The organism is Kocuria sp. MNB10 (genome assembly GCF_054073685.1).
The window spans coordinates 2,171,021-2,189,168 of sequence record NZ_CM133411.1 but is presented as its reverse complement, the minus strand read 5'-3'; the positions used below and the strand labels follow the sequence as shown (position 1 = coordinate 2,189,168).

The window sequence follows — 18,148 nt, the reverse complement described above, 5'->3', positions numbered from 1 at the left end:
CCCAAGCCGGGGCCGGCATCACCGATGAATTGTGGTGCGTCTCATGATGAAGCACAGGTTACTCGCGGATAACCTTTTCGGGGAGAAACCTCCCGCGTGTCTCGGGAGTGTCGAATGATTTCGTCGTGGCGCGGGCAATGCCGAGCATCGAATCACATTCCGTGATATTGGCCGTACGCTGTTGCCATCATCACTTCGCCCCGTCAGGAGGCCCCCCGTGACCAACACACCGCACGAGCCCCGTAACGCGCCCCGTCTCCCCCCGGACGACGCCGCACGCCCGCCTCACACTCCCGGCTCCCGTTCCGCGGGCAAACCGCTGCGCGAGGGGTACGCGGACGCGCACCCGGCGCCGTCGGCCCCCGTGGACGCGCAACATCCCGGGACGGCGGTCACAGACAGCGGGACCGCGCACTCGGCCTCGGGGGCAGGGGGTACGGCCTCCCCCGTGGATCCCTCGCTGGACAAGCCCGTCAAGCGCGGCGTGTCGGGGACCGTGTGGGCGGCGCTGATCCTGGGCGTGATCGTGCTGATTTTGTTGCTGGTCTTTATCATCCAGAACAACGTGGCCACGCGATTCGAGTACATGGCGTGGACGTTCAGCCTCCCGTTGGGCGTGGCCATGCTGCTCTCGGCGATCGCCGGGGCCCTGATCATGGCCCTCGTGGGGTCCGTGCGGATGTTCTCTTTGGGTCACCGCGTGCGCAAGCTCGAACGCGAGCGCGAGCGGATCAGGACCTCGCTGCACGGCTGAGAGCCCACTGCACCACGGCGCGCGGCGTCGGTCGATCGGGACCGGCGCCGCGCGTCGTCGTACTCCGGGGAGTGCGCGAGCGTGACAGCGCGTAGGGCGCGTGGTGACCAGCCGGTGGGCCCGCCGCACACGGAATCGGGCGCGGGCCAGCGGGTATCCTGGGAGGCAGCCCAGTGACCGTCAATGCAAGGAGCCATCGCTCATGCCCAAGATCATCTACACCGAGACCGACGAAGCACCCCTGCTCGCTACGTACTCGTTCAAGCCGATCGTGGAGGCGTTCGCCTCCACCGCCGGTGTGGAGGTGGAGACCCGGGACATTTCCCTGGCCGCGCGCATCCTGGCCCAGTTCCCGGACCGCCTCACCGACGAACAGCGGGTCCCGGACACCCTGGCCGAGCTGGGCGAACTCGTGGAGACCCCGGAAGCGAACATCGTCAAGCTGCCGAACATCTCCGCGTCCATCCCGCAGCTGAAGGCCACCATCAAGGAGTTGCAGGCGGACGGCTACGACCTGCCGGACTACCCCGAGGTCGCCACCTCGGACGAGGCCAAGGACATCCGCGCGCGTTACGACCGTGTCAAGGGCTCCGCCGTGAACCCCGTGCTGCGCGAGGGCAACTCGGACCGCCGTGCCCCCAAGGCCGTGAAGAACTACGCCCGGCAGCACCCGCACTCCATGGGCGCGTGGAGCAAGGACTCCAAGACCAACGTGGCCACCCTCGGCCACGACGACTTCCGCAGCAACGAGAAGTCCGTGATCATCCCCGAGGACGACACCCTGACCATCCAGCTCGTCACCGACCGGGGCACCACGGTGCTCAAGGAGTCCTTGCCCGTACTGGCCGGTGAGGTCGTGGACGGCACCTTCATGAGCGCCGCCGCGCTGGACGCGTTCCTCGCGGAGCAGGTGGCCCGCGCCAAGTCCGAGGACGTCCTGTTCTCCACCCACCTCAAGGCCACCATGATGAAGGTCTCCGACCCCATCATCTTCGGCCACGTGGTCACCGCGTTCTTCCGGGACGTCTTCGACCGCTACGGAGAGGACCTCGCCAAGGTGGGGCTGTCCCCCAACGACGGCCTGGGTGGAATCCTCTCGGGCCTGGACGCCCTGGACAACGGCCGGGAGATCAAGGCCGCGTTCGACAAGGCGATCGACGAGGGCCCCGAGCTGGCCTACGTGAACTCGGACAAGGGCATCACCAATCTCCACGTGCTCTCGGACGTGATCGTGGACGCCTCCATGCCCGCCATGATCCGCACGTCCGGAAAGATGTGGGGTCGCGAGGGCGAGCAGAAGGACACCCTGGCCGTGTTGCCGGACTCCTCCTACGCGGGGGTCTACCAGGTCGTGATCGACGACTGCCGCGAGAACGGCGCGTACGATCCCACGACCATGGGTACCGTCCCCAATGTGGGTTTGATGGCACAGAAGGCCGAGGAGTACGGCTCCCACGACAAGACCTTCGAGATCCAAGACGCTGGCACCGTCCAGGTGGTCAACGGTGCCGGTGAGGTGCTGCTGTCCCACGAGGTCCAGCCCGGTGACATCTGGCGTGCGTGCCAGGCCAAGGACGCCCCCATCAAGGACTGGGTGCAGCTGGCCGTGCGGCGTTCCCGCGACTCCGGGATGCCCGCCGTGTTCTGGCTGGACGAGTCCCGCGCCCACGACCGCAACCTGATCACCAAGGTGGAGCAGTACCTCGCGGAGGAGGACACCGACGGTCTGGACCTGCGGATCCTCTCCCCCGCGGAGGCCACCAAGTTCACGGTGGAGCGGCTGCGCCGCGGCGAGGACACCATCTCGGTGACCGGTAACGTGCTGCGCGACTACCTCACGGACCTGTTCCCCATCCTGGAACTGGGCACGTCCGCCAAGATGCTGTCCATCGTGCCGCTCATGAACGGCGGTGGCCTGTTCGAGACCGGCGCCGGTGGTTCCGCGCCCAAGCACGTGCAGCAGCTGCAGGAGGAGAACCACCTGCGCTGGGATTCCCTGGGTGAGTTCCTGGCGCTCGCCGCGTCCTTCGAACACCTCGCCAGCCGCTACGACAACGCCAAGGCGCAGGTCCTCGCGGATACCCTGGACCGCGCGACCGGGACCTTCCTCAACGAGAACAAGTCCCCGTCCCGGAAGGTCAACGAGCTCGACAACCGCGGTTCGCACTACTACCTGGCCATGTTCTGGGCCGAAGAGCTCGCGCAGCAGACCGAGGACTCCGAGCTCGCGCAGGCGTTCCAGAAGGTCGCTTCCGAGCTGCGCGAGAACGAGGACACCATCAACGCCGAACTGCTGGACGTGCAGGGTTCCCCCGCGGATCTCGGCGGGTACTACTGGCCCGTCCCGGAGAAGGTCTCCGCGGTGATGCGCCCCTCCGCCACGCTCAACGAGATCGTGGACGGGCTCAGCGCCTGACGTTCCGGATTCTCTCGCGCGTGGTGACGGACCCAGGTTCGCGCACGCGCAGCAACCGACGACGACGCCGCGTCGCCTCCGTACGGGGGCGGTGCGGCGTCGTTAGTTATCCGTCCCGAAAGATCCGGACACGCGAAAGGGGCGGGGCCGCACGGCCCCGCCCCTCCTCCGGTGAGCTGATCAGGAGACGGCGGCGACAGCGGCGTCGTAGTCCGGCTCCTCGGTGATCTCCTCGACGAGCTGGGCGTGGACGACCTTGCCGTTCTCATCCACGACCACGACGGCGCGGGCCAGCAGACCCTCGAGCGGGCCGTCCGTCTGGGTCACACCGTAGTCCTCGCCGAACGACGAACGGAACGCGGACGCGGTGGTGACGTTGTCGATGCCCTCCGCGGCGCAGAACCGGCCCTGCGCAAACGGCAGGTCCTTGGAGACACACACCACGGCGGTGTTCTGCAGGGACGCGGCGCGCTGGTTGAACTCGCGCACGGACTGGGCACACACGCCCGTGTCCAGGGACGGGAAGATGTTGAGCACCATGCGCTTGCCCGTGAACTCGTCCGAGGCCACGGGGCTCAGATCCGCTCCCACGAGGTCGAAGGACGGCGCGGGCTCTCCCTGGGCGGGCAGCTCGCCGACGGTGTGGACGGGGTTTCCTTGGAATGCAGTAGTAGCCATGTCTCCATTGTGGTGCGCGCCACTGGCCCGTGACACGTATGTCCGCCGTGCGCTGAACCGGGCTCGCTGATAGCCTCTGTGCCACCCTGCCCCGTGAGACGAGTCACACGGGTACCCCGCATCAGAGTCGCGTGACCGCCGGGCACCCCGGAGCGCGCAGCCCAGGAGGAATCACCGTGAATACCACTCCCGTCACCGTGGCCGTGACCGGCGCCGCCGGCCAGATCGGATATAGCCTGCTGTTCCGAATCGCTCACGGGGACCTGCTCGGCCCCGAACGCCCCGTCCGGCTGAGGCTTCTGGAGATCCCGCAGGCCCTGCCCGCCCTCGAGGGAACCGTCATGGAACTGCAGGACTGCGCGTTCCCGCTGCTCGCGGACGTGGAGATCGACTCCGACGCCCGCACGGTGTTCGACGGCGCTCAGCTCGCCTTGCTCGTGGGTGCCCGCCCGCGGGCCAAGGGGATGGAACGCAGCGACCTGCTTGAGGCCAACGGTGCGATCTTCACGGAACAGGGCCGAGCCCTCAACGACGTGGCCCACGACGACGTGCGCGTGGTCGTGACCGGCAACCCGGCCAATACCAACGCGCTGATCGCCCAGCGCAACGCCCCGGACATACCCGAGTCCCGGTTCAGCGCCCTGACCCGGTTGGACCACAACCGGGCCGCGGCCATGCTCGCCGCTGAGACCAAAACCTCGGTCGCGACGGTCAAGAACCTCAGCGTGTGGGGCAACCACTCCGCCACGCAGTACCCGGATCTGGACCACGCCATTGTGGCCGGGCGGCCCGCCCTGGACCTGGTGTCCCGCAAATGGGTCACGGACACGTTCATCCCCACGGTGTCCCAGCGGGGTGCGGCGGTGCTGCAGGCCCGCGGTGCGTCCTCCGCCGCATCCGCGGCGAGCGCGACGCTCGATCACGCCCGCGACCTCATGCTCGGTAACCGCCACGGGGACTGGACGTCCATGGCCGTGGTCTCCGACGGTTCCTACGGTGTCCCGGCCGGCCTGGTCAGCTCGTTCCCGGTCACCACGTCCGGGGGCGACTGGTCCGTGGTGCAGGGCCTGGAGATCTCCGAGTTCTCGCGTTCACGCATCGACGCGTCCGTGGCGGAACTCGAGTCCGAGCGCGACGCCGTGCAGCAACTGGGCTTGATCTGAGCCCGGCCCTGACCCGCACCGCCGTGTGTGGGGCGGGTCAGGAGTTCTCGGCCAGGGCGTCGCGGAACGCTTGCTCGGCGGCGTCGGAGAAGGGGACGAAGACGACGGTGTCCACGGAGGTGTCCGCGGCGAGGACCGTGCGCACGGCGATCCGGGCGGCGTCGTCCATGGGCCAGCCGTAGATCCCGGCGGAGACCGCGGGGAAGGCCACGGACACGGCGCCGATCTCGTCCGCCACGCGCAGCGACTCGCGGTAGCACGAGGCCAGGACGTCACTGCGATCGGTCTTCTTCGCGAACACCGGGCCCACCGTGTGGATGACCCACGTGGCGGGCAGGTCATACCCCTTGGTCGCCACGGCCCCGCCCGCGGGCAGCCCGTCCGGGAGGGTCGTCTCCCGCAACTGCTTGCACTCGGCGAGCAGCTGTTTCCCGGCGGCGCGGTGGATCGCCCCGTCCACACCGCCTCCGCCCAGGAGCTTGGAGTTGGCCGCGTTGACGATCGCGTCCGCGTGGACTTTCGTGATGTCACCCTTGCGAATCTCGATGTTCATACGGCCACACTAGTCCCGCCCTGTCACCGAACCCCATGGGCCCCTAGGCTGGGAGCATGGCCGATCTCGAACTGTTCGACGATTCAGGGGTCCACACCGTCCTGTGCGTGGTGGCCCACCCGGACGACATGGAGTACGGGGGTTCGGCCGCCGTCGCCCGCTGGACCCGGCGCGGCGCGACGGTGAGCTACCTATTGTTGACCGCCGGGGAGGCGGGGATCCGGGACCGCGATCCGAGCAACGTCGGCCCGTTGCGGCGGGGCGAACAGGAAGCGGCGTGCCGGGCCGTGGGGGTCACCGATCTGCGGGTCCTGGACCTGCCGGACGGGACCCTCCAATACGGACTAGACCTGCGGCGCAGGATCGCGCGGGTGATCCGCGAGGTCCGCCCGGACACCATGGTCACGATCGACTGGTCCGTGGAGGCCGGGTGGGGTCTCAACCAGGCCGACCACCGCGTGGCCGGGATGGCCGCGCTCGACGCTCTGCGGGACGCCGATAATCCGTGGGTGTTCCGGGAGCTGCTCGAGGACGAGGGGCTCGAGGCGTGGGGCGCCGAACGGTTGCTCGTCACGGGCGCGCAACCCGATCATGCGATCGAACTGTCCGAGGAGGACATCACCGTGGCGGTCGAGTCGCTGCGCTGCCACGAGCAGTACCTCGCCGCGCTGGACGGGCACCCGGATCCGCACGAGATGATCACGGGCATGACCGAAGGCGCCGGGCGCGCCGCGGGTGTGGACCACGCTCTCGGGGTGCGGGTCTTCCCGCTCTGACGTCCTCGGAGTTGTCCGCGAAGACGTCACCAGGGGCGACGGCGCCCGTGCCTCCGCGGGGACGCTGGCACTGGCGCCGTTCGCCTCCCCGCAATGTCTCGTAGCAGTCAGCCCCTCCCCCCGGGCGAGCACGTCACGGGAACGGTCTCCCCCAGCGCGATGAGACACACCGCGACCACGTTGGTCCCGGCCACCCCGGTGAAGAACCCGACGGCCCGGGCGGGGACGTGCAGGTCCTCGAGAACCCGCTGCGGATAGGCGACCACGCGCCACGCGGTGAGGACCACGAGCATCGCCTAGACCACGAGTGCGAACCCCATGACCACGGTGGTGGGTCCGTGGAATCCCAGGTGGTACGCCCCCACGGAGACGATGCCGGAGGCCATGACCACCGCAAAGCACGACCGCGGCAGGCTCGCCACAGTGCTCTTCAGCGCACCCAGTGCCCGTCCGGTGATCCCTGCCGTGGCTGTGCCGCTCACGCGTCCTCGACCGGGGCCGTATAGAACCACCGGCCTGCGCGCCTGGCGAACCGTGAGTTCTCGCGCAGCACGCCCGGACCGTCGGGACCGCGGTAGGTGGCCTCGAACTCGACGGTGCCAACGGCGTCGTCCTCCCCGCCTGCCTCCGTGCGCACGATCGTGAGCCCCGTCCATTCGACCCGGGGATCGCTCGCGGTGTCCGCGGGACGGTTCGCGGGGTGCCACGTGCGGAACAGGTGGTCGTCGTCGCCCGTGGCGAACGCGGTGTAGCGCGAACGCATGAGGGCCTCCGCGGTCACGGGCCACCGCTCGTGACGCACCGCGGGGCCGCAGCACTGTTCGAACGGGGCACCGGCGGGCAGCCCACCGCAGGGACAAACACTCATGCGCGGGAGTTTACCCCCGCGCTGCCCCCACCCCTCGGGGTGCGACGTCGCCCTACCCGGCGCGTGCACGTGGCCTTCGCCGGTCGGGCCGCATGACAGCCGGGCGGTACGTCAGCGGGCGGCGCGGGGGCCGCGGGTCCGACGATCGTCGTCGGGCACATCCCGCGGCCCGCCCCGTGCGGCGATGGCTCCGGCGGTCAGCGACCCGCGATCGAGTACCCCTGGACCGGGCCCTCCGTGTTGGGTTTCCACCCGAGGGCGGGTGCCACGTGCTTGGCGAAGTTCTCGAGGATGCGCAGGTTCAGCTCGGGGCCCAGCTGGCTCGGGATAGTGAGCATGAGGGTGTCGGCGGACATGACGGCGTCGTCGGCGCGCAGCTGCTCGATGAGGACGTCCGGCGAATCGGCGTAGGTGCGCCCGAACGTGGAGGTGAACCCGTCGATCACGCCCACCTGGTCGCGGGACTCGCGCGCGCCCATGTAGGAGAAGATCTCGTCCTCGGGGCCCACGATCGGGAACACGCTGCGGCTCACGGACGTGCGCGGCGCACGCGTGTGGCCCGCCTTCGCGAAGGCCTCGCGGTAGCGGCGCAACTGATCGGCCTGTTGCGCGGCGAACGTACCCTCGTTGGCCTCCGTGAGCAGCGTGGAACTCATGAGGTTCACGCCCTGCTCGCCCGCCCACTCGGCGGTCCGGCCCGAACCGGCACCCCACCACACGCGTTCCGCGAGACCCGGTGATTGCGGTTCGATGGCGAGCCGTGCTCCCGCGCCGTACTGGGCGGGATCCGCGTAGGTCATGGGCTCACGCTTGATGGCCCGCAGGAACGTGTCGAAGTGCTCCCGGGCGATGTCCGCACCGCGCGGATCCGTGGAACCCAGGTAGCCGAACGCCTCCCACCCGCGCAGCGCGGGCTCAGGTGAACCGCGGCTCACGCCGAGGGCCACGCGGCCGTCCGCGATGAGGTCCAACTGGGCCGCTTCCTCCGCGAGGTAGAGCGGGTTCTCATAGCGCATATCGGGGTTGTAGCGTTGGAGTCATTGGCTACCGTCGTCTACAAGTACCTACACACTTGATCGGTGCTGCACGTTTCAGGGTCCGGGTGCGCGGCGTCCTGTCTGAGGTCCGCGATAGTGTCGCGCAGCACGGAGAGCTGCGCGATCTGCTGCTCGATCTCAGCGAGGCGCACGTCAAGCAGGTCGCGCACGTGCTCGCAGGGCGCATGGCCGCCGTCGCGGATGTCGAGGATCTGGCGGATCTGGGCGAGGGTGAGGCCCGCGGCCTGGCCGCGGTGGACGAAGTCGATCCGGGCGACCGTCTCGGGTGCGTAGTCGCGATAGCCGGACTGCGTGCGCTCGGCCGGCGGAAGCAGCCCCTGCCCCTCGTAGAAGCGGAGCGTCTTCGCCGTGGTGCCCGCGCGTTCGGCGAGTTCTCCGATGCGCATCGCGGCCTCCGATCGTTCGGCAGGAGCAGGCTTGACCTTCCCCTGCACTGGAAGGTCCAGTATGGCTGAGACAGAGCAGAAAGCCAAGGACTGACAGGAGCAGCGATGCCTACCAAGTACGACCTCGCCATCATCGGATCCGGAGGCGGAGCATTCGCCGCCGCCATCCGTGCGACCACGCTCGGCAAGTCGGTGGTGATGATCGAGCGCGGGACGCTCGGCGGCACCTGCGTGAACACCGGCTGCGTGCCGTCGAAGGCCCTCATCGCCGCTGCCGACACCCGTCACGTCGCCGCCGACGCTTCAGGCCGGTTCCCGGGGATCGCGGCGACGGCTGAGACAGTGGACATGCCTGCGCTGATCGCCGGGAAGCAGGCGCTGGTCGAGTCGCTGCGCGGCGAGAAGTACGCCGACGTCGCCGACTCCTACGGCTGGCAGGTCCGCCGCGGCGATGCATCGTTCGCCGGCGGCCCAGACGCCCCGGTACTGGAGATCATCGCCGGCGACGGGACGGTCGAGACCATCGAGGCCGACCACTTCCTGGTCGCGACTGGTTCTCGCCCGTGGGCTCCGCCGATCGACGGCCTGGAGGAGACCGGGTACCTGACCTCGACCACGGCAATGGAACTCGCTGAGGTTCCTGAGTCGTTGCTGGTGCTCGGCGGCGGCTACGTCGCCCTGGAGCAGGCGCAGCTGTTCGCTCGCCTCGGCTCGCAGGTCACGCTGCTGGTGCGGTCCCGGCTCGCCTCGAAGGAGGAGCCGGAGGTGTCCAAGGCGCTTCAGGAGGCGTTCGCCGACGAAGGCATCCGCGTCGTCCGCCGCGTGGTGCCCACCCGGGTCTCCCGCGGCACGGGAGGCGAGGCCGTCGTGACCGCCGACGTGTCCGGCGACTCGCAGGAGTTCCGCGCCGAGCAGGTGCTCGTCGCCCTCGGACGCCGTCCCGTCACCGATGGCCTGAACCTCGATGCGGTCGGGGTGAAGACCGGGGACTCCGGCGAGGTGGTCGTCTCCGACCGGCTGCGGTCCTCGAACCCGCGGATCTGGGCCGCGGGCGACGTGACCGGGCACCCCGAGTTCGTCTACGTCGCCGCCCACCACGGCACCCTCGTCGCCGAGAACGCGTTCGCCGACGCCGATCGTGCCGTCGACTATTCCCGCCTGCCGCGGGTGACGTTCACCGGGCCCGCGATCGGAGCGGTCGGGATGACCGAGAAGGAAGTGCTTGCTGCGGGGATCCGCTGCGATTGCCGCGTCCTGCCGCTGCACCACGTGCCCCGCGCGCTGGTCAACCGCGACACCCGCGGGTTCATCAAGATCGTCGTGAACGCCGACACGAACGAGATCCTCGGCCTGACCGCCGTCGCCAAGGACGCCGGAGAGCTCGCCGCCGCCGGTGTCCACGTGCTCGGCAAGACCGTCGCCGAGATCGCCGACGCCTGGGCTCCCTACCTGACGATGGCCGAGGGCATCCGGATCGCCGCGAAGGCCTTCACCACCGACCCGTCGCTGCTGTCGTGCTGCGCATGACCGGCAGCGCAGGCAATCGGGGAGATCTCATCCTGAAGAGGTGCAGACGACGAGCGCCGATCAGGACCGCGACGAACGGCGCGCCGGTCCCGTCGTCGCTGCAGGGACCGGACTGCTCTTGCTGGCATGCTGCGCGCTTCCGTTGCTGCTCTGTTGCGGCCTGCCGCTCATCGCGGCGGGCGGAGCACTCGCGGGCGTCGGTGGGCTCCTCGGTAACCCCTGGATCATCGGTGCCGGGATCGCCGTCGTGATGGCCGTCACGGCGGGGATGCTCGTCAGGTTAGGGCGGCGGCACCGAGGCCGCAGGACCGGCTGCTGCGAAAATCCTTCGACCGCTGATCGGAACCGGTAGCTCGAGCGGATCCAGCCATCATCGCCACCTCGGCCACTTCGGCACCCCGCGACCCTTCCACGTCTCCACGAGACCGGCGGCCGAGCGGACGGACGCGAAGAGCCCGTAGCCGGCCCCGGCGAGACCCACGGAGACCACGAGCCAGCGCCCGATGCCGAGCCAGATGCGCCCGTCCACGTCGAGCGCCCACTGAGCGCCCGTGATGAGACCGGCGATGCCCATCCAGAGCCCGGCGACGACCACGACCACCGGCAGCAGGGCGAGGCACATCGCAGCGGCGGCCGACCAGAGCTGACGCGCTTCGAGCTTCGCCGTCGCCGCCATCATCCGCTCGGCGCGCTCGTTCGAGGCGTCGAGGTTCGCGGTCATCGTGGCCGAGGCCTCCCCGGCGACCTGCTCGACGGCCTTCTCGACCCGCTCCTCAGTACGCTTCTCGATCCGCTGCACCGCGCCGCCGACCTGGCTCACAAGCTTCTGGTTCGTTGTGGCCTGCACCTTCAGACCCTCAATCGCCGAGGCCGTAGCCGCGCGATTCTTCTGCGCCTCCGCGACCAAGGTTCGCGACGCGGCGTTCAAGCTCTCGCCGTTGAGACTCTGCGCGAACTCGCCGAGCGTGCTCGCGATCTCGTTCTGCCTGCTCTCGATACTCGCGATCCTCGCGGACACGTCGCTGGAGGGCGAGGAGGTCGACGCCGGGGTCGTGATCCGCTCCAGCCGCCTCGTCGTCTCCTCGTCCATGACCTTCACGAACCCCGCGAGCTTCTTCTGCTGCTCGGCCAGCCGGTCGAGCCTCGCGTTCTGCGCCTCGACGGCGGTGAGGATCGAGGTCAACGCCTCCATCGTCTCCGGACTGCCGAGCGGCTGCGGCGACTGCACGGGCCCGTTCTGCTGCTTCAGCCTGTCGAGTGCTGCGCTCATGTTCCTGCTCCTTCTGCTGCTGGTGGTAGTCGAAGAACGCCTGCGCGCCCTCCGGGGTGAAGTCCGCCGAGAGTGCGCTCGTGCGTTTGCGGCGCTCGGCACGCCCGGACTCGCCGCGGCGGTCCTCGATGTAGAGCGTCCAGGTCTCCTGACCGGCGCGCTTGCCCTTCTTGCTGACGGGGCTGTGCAGCCGCATCCGCGGCACCCGCTCCCCGTCATCGACGAGCTGCTGGTTCTGCTCCTCGATCACCGCTTCGAGACCGGCCTTGTCCACCGCGCGGGGATCTGCCAGCGCCGCGCTCATCCGGTCGCCCATCTCGCGGTCGAGCGACCCCTCGGCGAAGTCCTCGCGGCGCAGCTCCCAGTCCTTCGGCACGCGCTCCAGCCGCTTCACGACCGAGAGCCCGTGCTCGCGCATCAGCTCGTCGTTCGCCGACTGCACGCCTTTCTGATTCCCGGCCTTGCGGTCGTGGAACGTGCGATAGTCCGAGAGCGCCTTACCCGTACGGTTGTTGTGATTGAGAACCAAAATATGATTGTGCGGCTTCTTTCCCCGCCCATCCACATGACTGACCACGAGGCAGTCGGAATCCGGATGCATCTTCTTCGCGAGCTGATAGCCGAGATCGTTCACCCGCTGCACGTGCTCCGGGTTCTTCGGGTCGAACTCCTCGTCGCTGAAAGACTGCCGGTAATGCAGCGCCTCGACCTCGCGCGTGGTGTTCTGCGTGAGCGCCCGTGCGCGCGCCGAGAATGCGCCAGGGCCTCCCGGCACTTCGCACGTGATCGCGACGCCCCGCTCGTCCTCCTTCCCGCGGATATAGCGCTCGGTGTCGGCGGCGCTGGTGCTCGGGCTGTAGTGGGTGGTGCTCATGCGGCCGTCCGATCCCCGAGCAAGGCGCGGACCTCGCGCAGCAGCTCGATCAGCTCGGGCACCTCCGACGACAGCGCCACCGCCTCACCGGCGCGCGCGCGGCGATCCAAGTCGTTGACGTTGATCGCCAGCGGGCGCACCTGGGCAGCCAGCTCACGAGCGTCCGCCGACGCCTGCACACGCGCCTCGACCCCGAGCAGGTGCGCCGCCACGGCGGCGTCCAACTCCTCCGAGCGGGAGGCGTGGAGGGCATCGCGTACGACGGTCCGTACCCACGTGCTCGGAGCCAGCCCGAGCCGCTTCGCACGAGTGCGAAGCGCCGCGAGCGTCTCCTCCCCGAAGTCGGTATCGAGCTTCGCGCGGCCCCCACGACGACGCTTCGCGCCGCCGTGACTCTGACGCACAGCCTCCGCATCAGCCCGACCGGTGTTCACCTGGGAGTCGGTCTGCTGCTCCACCTGTACGCCAGAGTGGCAAGCAGTAGGCCTGTCGGACACATCGCTGACGCTCGTGTCCTCCAGCCCTGCTTGCGAGGGGCCTCCGGCCCCCTCGACCCCCTGGAAGAGCGAATGCTGATCGGTGCTCATGCGGCACCTTCGATCAGCGCCAGCGGCACGTCCGGACTTCGCACCGCGAGCCCGCTGAGCAGCTCCGCGACCGCACCGTCCGCGTCGTGTTCCGCCGAGGTCTCCGGACCGTACGTCAGTTCCCGCGACCCGGCGTTCTGGTGGTACGCGTTGCCGTACATGCCGGGCGTGTGCGCGGCGGTCGGGATGCTGCACTGGTGCCACTCGTAGGGCTCGATCTTCCCGATGTGCTGCACGAGGTAGCGGTTGATGTCGTCGGCGCGGTAGACCTTCACGACCGACGCCAGGCGGCGGATGAACTGGTCCAGCGCCTCGTCCACGTTGCCCTTCTGGCGGGCGTAGTAGAAGAACTCGACCGGCTCGATCGTCGCCGTAATCACGATGAGGCGCGGAGCCACCTCGCCCTTGTTCTTGTACCGAGCCTTCGCAGGCGAGGCGTTATACGGATCGAGCAGCAGCAGCCAATCGTTCGCGTCCATCGCCGAGGCCCGCAGATCGTCCAGCAGCAGCACCTCCTCGCCCCGCCAGTCATCCAATGGGTTCCCCGTCGCGGCACGGTAGACCTGCCACCGCTCGCCATGTGCATTGGCCGCGCTAATCGCCTCGGTGATGAAATCCGTTGCGAACCGAGTCTTGCCGATCCCGGCATCCCCGTGGACGAACACCACGTGCGTCGAGAAGGCACCGGCGCGCAGCTTCGCGGCCGCCCGGTACGCGCGGCGCTGGCCGTAGGCCGACAGCGCGTCGTCGATCTCCCGCTGATGCCGCGAGTAGATGTCGAACAGTTCGTCCGTGAGCATGATCTGATCCCGCGTGATTTCGCCCTGCAGCACCCGCTCCCGCATGTCCTCGAAGTTCTCCGCGACGACCTTCTTCTTCACGTGGGCGCGCCCCTTGAGCCAGGTCTCCCGGCGCTGGGCGTCGATCCCGAGGTAGTCCGGCCCGCGCACCGTGGCGACCTCCGACGGCGCGTACTGATGCTTGTCCGCATACTTCACGTGAGTCAGGTACGACAGCATGTTGTCGAAGGCGTACCGACCGCGGCCCGGCTTCTCGACGTACTGGGGCTCGACGCCGATGCCGAACGCGAGCCGAGCCAGCGGCGCGCTCTTCGCACGGCTGGCGAACTTGATGACCGCGTGCAGGTGATCGGGCTTCGGCTCGACCACCAGAGCCTTCTCCGTGTCGCTCCAGACCTCGCGCTCATCCTTGTCGTGCACGATTCCGTAGGCCTCGATGACCTCGCAGCCGATGGCCTCGAGCCGCTGCGCGACGTAGGCGAGGATCGCCCCGGCTCCCTGCTCGAGCAGCGCGGCCCCGTTCGGGTCCTCGGCAGCCCAGGTCCAGTACGACGGATCGAGGTACTGCGTGAGCCCGATGCTCGTCGGGTTGTTCTCCTGCTTAGCCACGGCGACCACCCCCGTCGCAGGCGGCGTGGAGGGCCGCAGAGGGGGTGCGGCGCCTAAATGACCCCGTATTGACCCCCAAATGAGACCTCAAATGAACCCGCGAGGCGACGCGACGCAGCGAAGACGGAATCGGCTTCTGACCAGGCGCGTTGTTGCAAGGCGCGGCAATCGACAAGCCCTTGCCGCGCCCGTAGGAACGAATGAGGCCCCCGAAACTCTTGGAGTGCGAAGCACGGCTGCGGACCGTCATCACGGCGATGGGCAGCCCGCCTTCGGCGGGTGCCAGGCCAGGCCCTCCGGGCGGGGTCAGGTCGGCGGGTGCGGTGCTGAGGTTGCGTGCGTCGGCGTGCATCAGCGACCACCGCCCCGGCCGTAGCGCTTGATGACAGCCTGATGCGTGACGCCGAGGGCGTCGCCGATCCTGGCCCAGGTCACCCCGTCGGCGCGGGCGTCGGCGACGGCGATCTCGACGGCCTCCTCCAGCACGGAGCGGAGCACGCCGAGGTCGTAGAGCTGGGCCTCGCCATCGGCGAGGGACGGGTCGCCCTGTCGCCAGCGGAAGCTGGTCAGGTGATCGAAGGCGGCGGAGTTCGCGCTCATCAGCGACCACGGCCCATCACGGCGGCGACGGCGGCGCGCTGTCGCGGCGTCAGCGGAGTGAGTGCCAGGCGCTCACCGGCTCGGCGACCGGCGGCGCGGGCGGCGGCGATGACGGGATCGAGCCCATCAGCATGCGGAACGGGAGACGAGTCCTGATCGAGAGCAGGGCAGTCAAGCGCGGATGCGCGGGGAACGTCGATAACGACAGACATCGGAAGTCCTCAGATATGAGTATCTTCCGGTTCCCCGCCACGGTAGTTGGGCTGTTTGACCGGCTACTCATCCGGGAGCAGAACCCCGCGCTTCTAAGTCGCGGCCCCGGTGGGATCTTCTTGTCTGCAACCACTCTCCCACGAGTCGACTCACCATTGCAATGACGAGTTGACTCATGAGTCAGTCGCGACGCGGCTCTATGCGAATGAGGTCGGGGTCGAACTTCACGTGACCGGGCGCGATGGGCTCGATGGTCACAGTCACCAGCTCGTCCACGAGCATCCGGCGGCGGTCTATGTCCAACGCCTTCCACTTCGACTCGACAACCTCGCGACGCTCCGCGGTGCCGACCGCCTCCTCCACGTCTGCCAGCAGCTTCGCCGCCACGGATACCGAGCGGTCGAGCAGCTCCGCGTCGATCTCGTCGATGCGGACCTTCACGTCGTTGATCGCCGCGGTGATCTCCAGGACCGGCTGATGGATGTCGCGCAGCAGCGGGCTCAGCTCCTTGACGCGCTCGACCAGGGCGTTCCGCTCGGTCAGCAGCTCCTCGCGGTCCGGCCCGTCGTCCTCCTGCGGCATCACGAGGTCGTGCACGTCCACCGACGACAGGCGGGTGAGCACTGCCTCGGTGACCATCGCATCGACGGGCTCGCGTTGGCGGGTGAGGTGGAACTGCTCGCCGCAGCGATACGTCGGCTGCTTGCGGCTGTTCGTCCCCGAGACGAGCGTCGCACCGCACTTCCCGCACAGCCCGATCGTCGACAGGAGGTATTTCGGCTGGTTGCCCTGCCTGGCCGACCTCCGCACGTTGTCCTCCAGCTTCGCCACCGCGGTCCGCCACGTCTGCTCGCTGACGATGGGCGGGAACGCCTCGCCCTGCACCGGGTACAGCTCGCCGGATGCGTAGTGCTTGATGTAGCCACAGTAAAGCGGGTTCGCGAGCAGGTAGCGCACGGCATCGACGGAGAATTCCGAGCCGCGGGCGGTGAGGTGACCAGCGCTGTTCAGGTCCTCGCGGATGCGCCGGATCGACAGCGATGGCTCGCCGAGGAACGCATCGAAGGCTCGCCGGACGGCCTCTGCCTCCTCCTCGATCAGCTCGCCCTCACGCGTCCAGCCGAACGCCTTCCAGGCGGACGTGGGTATGCCCTCGGCACGACGGCGCTCGTTCGACCTGATCTGACGCTCAGCCTTGCGTCGGGCCTCGAAGCGGGCGAGAGCCGCGAGCATCGTCGCGCGGAACTCGCCGTCCGCCGTCGAGAGGTCGATCTCGCCGTCCACGGTGACGACGCGCAGACCGAGGTCGATCAGCGTGTTGAGGTCTTTCGTGCTGCGCAGGAGCCGGTCCATGTCCACGGCGACCACCATCGAGAACCGGCCCGCGCGGGCATCGTCCAGCATCTCGGCCCACCGTGTGCCAGCGCGGCGCTTCTTGGTCGCCGACACGGCGTTATCGTCGTAGACCTCGACGACCTCCCAGTCCTTGGCCTCAGCGAGCGCCCTGATCTTGCGCAACTGGGTCTCGACGGTCCACCGATCACCCTTGCGATCCATCGAGGCGCGGACGTACGCCGCCACCTCGTTCGTCTTCCTCAGCGCTACCAGTTCGACCATGCAACCAAGCTTACGTGAACGGGCGTTGCAACTACGATATGCGGTAGCGCATGTCGATCACGCCGGTGCCCACCTCGATGTGGCGGGTACGGGCCGCAATGGCGCTCAACAGGGGCATGGGGGACGCGGACTGGCGTGCGAAGTGATGCACGCGGAAGTACGCGCCGTTGACGCCCAGCGCGTCCGCGCCCTCGGCGATCTCGATCGCGTCCTTGAGGGCCTGACGAGCATCCGGGTCCGCGCGTCCACGCCCGGAACCGTAATGACCGAAACTCAGGAATCCGAAAGCCTTCATGACCGGTGCAACTGCGACCCCGCCCTTTTTATTTCCCGTGCAACTTCTTCCGCGATGAGCACGACGCCGCTCGGTGTCGATCGCACGCCGGCGTCCGGGCATCCCGTGTCCGCGGGGGTGATTTTCAAGCGGTCCGTGCGCGCGCGGCGTCGTCGCACCCCGGAATCGGCCCCGCGGGGGCAGTTCCCGGGGTCAGGCCTCGCCAGACTCCTCCTCCCCTGAGGCGGGGGCCGCGGCGAGGGCCATGACGTCGTCGAGCATCTCACGCGTGAGCAGGCCCGTGAACGTGTTGCGCTGGCTCACGTGGTAGCACCCCACGAGTCGCACCGTGCGGCCTTCCGGCGTGCGCAACCGTGCCACGGCACCGTGGCCGAACTTCGGGCGCGGTCGGGGCACGTCCCAACCCATGCGCGCCGCGGCGGCCAGGGTCGTGTGCCACGCGATGCCCCCGAGCGCGAGCATGCTCTCAAGATGTGGGAGCAGCGCTATCTCCCGCTCGAACCACCCACTGCACGCCGCCTTCTCGTCCGGTGCGGGCTTGTTGGCGGGCGGCGCGCAGCGCACCGGGGCGATCATCCGCACGCCGCGCAGCGTCTGCCCGTCCCCCGCGGTGCTCACGGTCTCGTTCGCCGCGAACCCCGCGCGGTACAGCGCCGCGTAGATCCAGTCCCCGGCACGATCCCCCGTGAACATGCGACCCGTCCGATTGCCGCCGTTCGCCGCGGGCGCGAGTCCCACGATCACGAGCCGCGCCATGGGGTCCCCGTAGGACGGCACCGGGCGCCCCCAGTACGGTTCCCCCGCGAACGACGCCCGCTTGTGCTCGGCCACGTCCTCCCGCCATTCGACGAGCCGCTCGCACGTGCGACACACGCTGCACAGGGCATTGAGCTGTTCGACGTCGCTCGCCCCCGCCGCGAGCTCACGCACCCGGGCGGCGTCGTGGGCCACGGGTGTGTCCGCTCGCGCGGGGTCCTCCGGCCACCCGGTCCCGGGCGGCACCGGGGACGGGAAGAGCCGCCCGGTGAGCGGGTGGGGCAGGAGCGTCTGGGGGTTCTCGGCCATGCGGGTGCCTGTCTCAAGGGGGCGAGTGGGTGTGGAAGG

Annotated in this window: 19 protein-coding genes and 1 pseudogene; 5 read left to right on the top strand and 15 right to left on the bottom strand. The window is 68.9% G+C overall.

Going from position 1 to position 18,148, the window contains the following annotated elements; translation table 11 throughout:
- Positions 1-217: 217 nt before the first annotated feature.
- Positions 218-754 carry a LapA family protein gene (locus ACW9PK_RS09980; RefSeq protein WP_239321383.1) on the top strand — a complete coding sequence of 179 codons (537 nt, stop codon included), beginning with the start codon at positions 218-220 and terminating at the stop codon, positions 752-754.
- A 202-nt stretch (positions 755-956) separates the two neighbouring features.
- Positions 957-3,170 carry an NADP-dependent isocitrate dehydrogenase gene (locus ACW9PK_RS09975; protein ID WP_085107134.1) on the top strand — a complete coding sequence of 738 codons (2,214 nt, stop codon included), beginning with the start codon at positions 957-959 and terminating at the stop codon, positions 3,168-3,170.
- A gap of 180 nt (positions 3,171-3,350) precedes the next feature.
- On the opposite strand, the gene tpx is transcribed toward ACW9PK_RS09975, so the two are convergent.
- On the bottom strand, positions 3,351-3,848 hold the full coding sequence (gene tpx, locus ACW9PK_RS09970; RefSeq protein ID WP_144997913.1) for a thiol peroxidase: 498 nt from the start codon (positions 3,846-3,848) through the stop codon (positions 3,351-3,353).
- 176 nt (positions 3,849-4,024) lie between these two features.
- Here tpx and ACW9PK_RS09965 point away from each other — a divergent pair, with 176 nt between their 5' ends.
- Positions 4,025-5,011 (top strand): malate dehydrogenase, encoded by a 987-nt coding sequence (locus ACW9PK_RS09965; RefSeq protein ID WP_457015741.1) that lies wholly within the window; start codon positions 4,025-4,027, stop codon positions 5,009-5,011.
- Positions 5,012-5,048: 37 nt separating this feature from the next.
- Here the strand turns inward: ACW9PK_RS09965 and ACW9PK_RS09960 are convergent, their stop codons facing one another.
- The gene (locus tag ACW9PK_RS09960) at positions 5,049-5,564 is read right to left on the bottom strand and encodes an O-acetyl-ADP-ribose deacetylase (protein WP_145002510.1); all 516 of its coding nucleotides are present in this window, start codon (positions 5,562-5,564) and stop codon (positions 5,049-5,051) included.
- A 56-nt stretch (positions 5,565-5,620) separates the two neighbouring features.
- Here ACW9PK_RS09960 and ACW9PK_RS09955 point away from each other — a divergent pair, with 56 nt between their 5' ends.
- Complete coding sequence (locus ACW9PK_RS09955; RefSeq protein ID WP_457015740.1) at positions 5,621-6,340, top strand: PIG-L deacetylase family protein; 720 nt, start codon at positions 5,621-5,623, stop codon at positions 6,338-6,340.
- 107 nt (positions 6,341-6,447) lie between these two features.
- On the opposite strand, the gene ACW9PK_RS09950 is transcribed toward ACW9PK_RS09955, so the two are convergent.
- The 5 genes from ACW9PK_RS09950 to ACW9PK_RS09930 form a co-directional block, all read right to left on the bottom strand.
- Positions 6,448-6,633, bottom strand: a complete 186-nt coding sequence (locus ACW9PK_RS09950) for a hypothetical protein (RefSeq protein WP_457015738.1) — start codon at positions 6,631-6,633, stop codon at positions 6,448-6,450.
- A gap of 3 nt (positions 6,634-6,636) precedes the next feature.
- Positions 6,637-6,822 (bottom strand): hypothetical protein, encoded by a 186-nt coding sequence (locus ACW9PK_RS09945; RefSeq protein ID WP_457015737.1) that lies wholly within the window; start codon positions 6,820-6,822, stop codon positions 6,637-6,639.
- Complete coding sequence (locus ACW9PK_RS09940; protein ID WP_457015736.1) at positions 6,819-7,208, bottom strand: YchJ family protein; 390 nt, start codon at positions 7,206-7,208, stop codon at positions 6,819-6,821. Before ACW9PK_RS09940 ends, ACW9PK_RS09945 begins: the two co-directional genes overlap by 4 nt.
- Before the next feature lie 197 nt (positions 7,209-7,405).
- A complete protein-coding gene (locus ACW9PK_RS09935) occupies positions 7,406-8,224 on the bottom strand; it encodes an LLM class flavin-dependent oxidoreductase (protein ID WP_457015735.1) in 819 nt (272 codons plus the stop codon).
- A gap of 38 nt (positions 8,225-8,262) precedes the next feature.
- Positions 8,263-8,652, bottom strand: coding sequence for a heavy metal-responsive transcriptional regulator (locus tag ACW9PK_RS09930; RefSeq protein ID WP_006215441.1), 390 nt, complete (start codon positions 8,650-8,652; stop codon positions 8,263-8,265).
- Positions 8,653-8,757: 105 nt separating this feature from the next.
- Between ACW9PK_RS09930 and merA the strand changes: the two genes are divergently transcribed.
- Positions 8,758-10,179, top strand: a complete 1,422-nt coding sequence (merA, locus tag ACW9PK_RS09925) for a mercury(II) reductase (RefSeq protein ID WP_006215442.1) — start codon at positions 8,758-8,760, stop codon at positions 10,177-10,179.
- 370 nt (positions 10,180-10,549) lie between these two features.
- Here the strand turns inward: merA and ACW9PK_RS09920 are convergent, their stop codons facing one another.
- The 8 genes and pseudogenes from ACW9PK_RS09920 to ACW9PK_RS09885 form a co-directional block, all read right to left on the bottom strand.
- Positions 10,550-11,449, bottom strand: coding sequence for a hypothetical protein (locus tag ACW9PK_RS09920; protein ID WP_246313422.1), 900 nt, complete (start codon positions 11,447-11,449; stop codon positions 10,550-10,552).
- Between the two features lie 460 nt (positions 11,450-11,909).
- Positions 11,910-12,323, bottom strand: a pseudogene (locus ACW9PK_RS09915) (relaxase/mobilization nuclease domain-containing protein); the annotation flags it as partial.
- On the bottom strand, positions 12,320-12,910 hold the full coding sequence (locus tag ACW9PK_RS09910) for a hypothetical protein (protein WP_006358982.1): 591 nt from the start codon (positions 12,908-12,910) through the stop codon (positions 12,320-12,322). The pseudogene ACW9PK_RS09915 and the gene ACW9PK_RS09910, both read right to left, overlap by 4 nt.
- Positions 12,907-14,328 carry a Rep family protein gene (locus ACW9PK_RS09905; RefSeq protein WP_040340996.1) on the bottom strand — a complete coding sequence of 474 codons (1,422 nt, stop codon included), beginning with the start codon at positions 14,326-14,328 and terminating at the stop codon, positions 12,907-12,909. The genes ACW9PK_RS09910 and ACW9PK_RS09905 overlap by 4 nt, the downstream gene beginning before the upstream one ends.
- Positions 14,329-14,670: 342 nt before the next feature.
- Positions 14,671-14,919 carry a hypothetical protein gene (locus ACW9PK_RS09900; protein WP_006215448.1) on the bottom strand — a complete coding sequence of 83 codons (249 nt, stop codon included), beginning with the start codon at positions 14,917-14,919 and terminating at the stop codon, positions 14,671-14,673.
- Between the two features lie 393 nt (positions 14,920-15,312).
- Entirely contained in the window at positions 15,313-16,689 is a 1,377-nt protein-coding gene (locus tag ACW9PK_RS09895; protein WP_457017202.1) for a recombinase family protein, read from the bottom strand.
- Positions 16,690-16,780: 91 nt separating this feature from the next.
- Positions 16,781-17,044 carry an LLM class flavin-dependent oxidoreductase gene (locus tag ACW9PK_RS09890; protein ID WP_457015733.1) on the bottom strand — a complete coding sequence of 88 codons (264 nt, stop codon included), beginning with the start codon at positions 17,042-17,044 and terminating at the stop codon, positions 16,781-16,783.
- Positions 17,045-17,236: 192 nt separating this feature from the next.
- Positions 17,237-18,109, bottom strand: a complete 873-nt coding sequence (locus ACW9PK_RS09885; protein ID WP_457015732.1) for a uracil-DNA glycosylase — start codon at positions 18,107-18,109, stop codon at positions 17,237-17,239.
- Between the last annotated feature and the right edge of the window lie 39 nt (positions 18,110-18,148).

Coding starts and splice junctions, on each gene's coding strand:
- ACW9PK_RS09975 (WP_085107134.1), top strand. CDS start 957: ATGCCCAAGATCATCTACACCGAGACCGACGAAGCACCCCTGCTCGCT.
- tpx (WP_144997913.1), bottom strand. CDS start 3,848: ATGGCTACTACTGCATTCCAAGGAAACCCCGTCCACACCGTCGGCGAG.
- ACW9PK_RS09960 (WP_145002510.1), bottom strand. CDS start 5,564: ATGAACATCGAGATTCGCAAGGGTGACATCACGAAAGTCCACGCGGAC.
- ACW9PK_RS09955 (WP_457015740.1), top strand. CDS start 5,621: ATGGCCGATCTCGAACTGTTCGACGATTCAGGGGTCCACACCGTCCTG.
- ACW9PK_RS09950 (WP_457015738.1), bottom strand. CDS start 6,633: ATGCTCGTGGTCCTCACCGCGTGGCGCGTGGTCGCCTATCCGCAGCGG.
- ACW9PK_RS09940 (WP_457015736.1), bottom strand. CDS start 7,208: ATGAGTGTTTGTCCCTGCGGTGGGCTGCCCGCCGGTGCCCCGTTCGAA.
- ACW9PK_RS09935 (WP_457015735.1), bottom strand. CDS start 8,224: ATGCGCTATGAGAACCCGCTCTACCTCGCGGAGGAAGCGGCCCAGTTG.
- ACW9PK_RS09930 (WP_006215441.1), bottom strand. CDS start 8,652: ATGCGCATCGGAGAACTCGCCGAACGCGCGGGCACCACGGCGAAGACG.
- merA (WP_006215442.1), top strand. CDS start 8,758: ATGCCTACCAAGTACGACCTCGCCATCATCGGATCCGGAGGCGGAGCA.
- ACW9PK_RS09920 (WP_246313422.1), bottom strand. CDS start 11,449: ATGAGCGCAGCACTCGACAGGCTGAAGCAGCAGAACGGGCCCGTGCAG.
- ACW9PK_RS09910 (WP_006358982.1), bottom strand. CDS start 12,910: ATGAGCACCGATCAGCATTCGCTCTTCCAGGGGGTCGAGGGGGCCGGA.
- ACW9PK_RS09900 (WP_006215448.1), bottom strand. CDS start 14,919: ATGAGCGCGAACTCCGCCGCCTTCGATCACCTGACCAGCTTCCGCTGG.
- ACW9PK_RS09895 (WP_457017202.1), bottom strand. CDS start 16,689: ATGGATCGCAAGGGTGATCGGTGGACCGTCGAGACCCAGTTGCGCAAG.
- ACW9PK_RS09890 (WP_457015733.1), bottom strand. CDS start 17,044: ATGAAGGCTTTCGGATTCCTGAGTTTCGGTCATTACGGTTCCGGGCGT.
- ACW9PK_RS09885 (WP_457015732.1), bottom strand. CDS start 18,109: ATGGCCGAGAACCCCCAGACGCTCCTGCCCCACCCGCTCACCGGGCGG.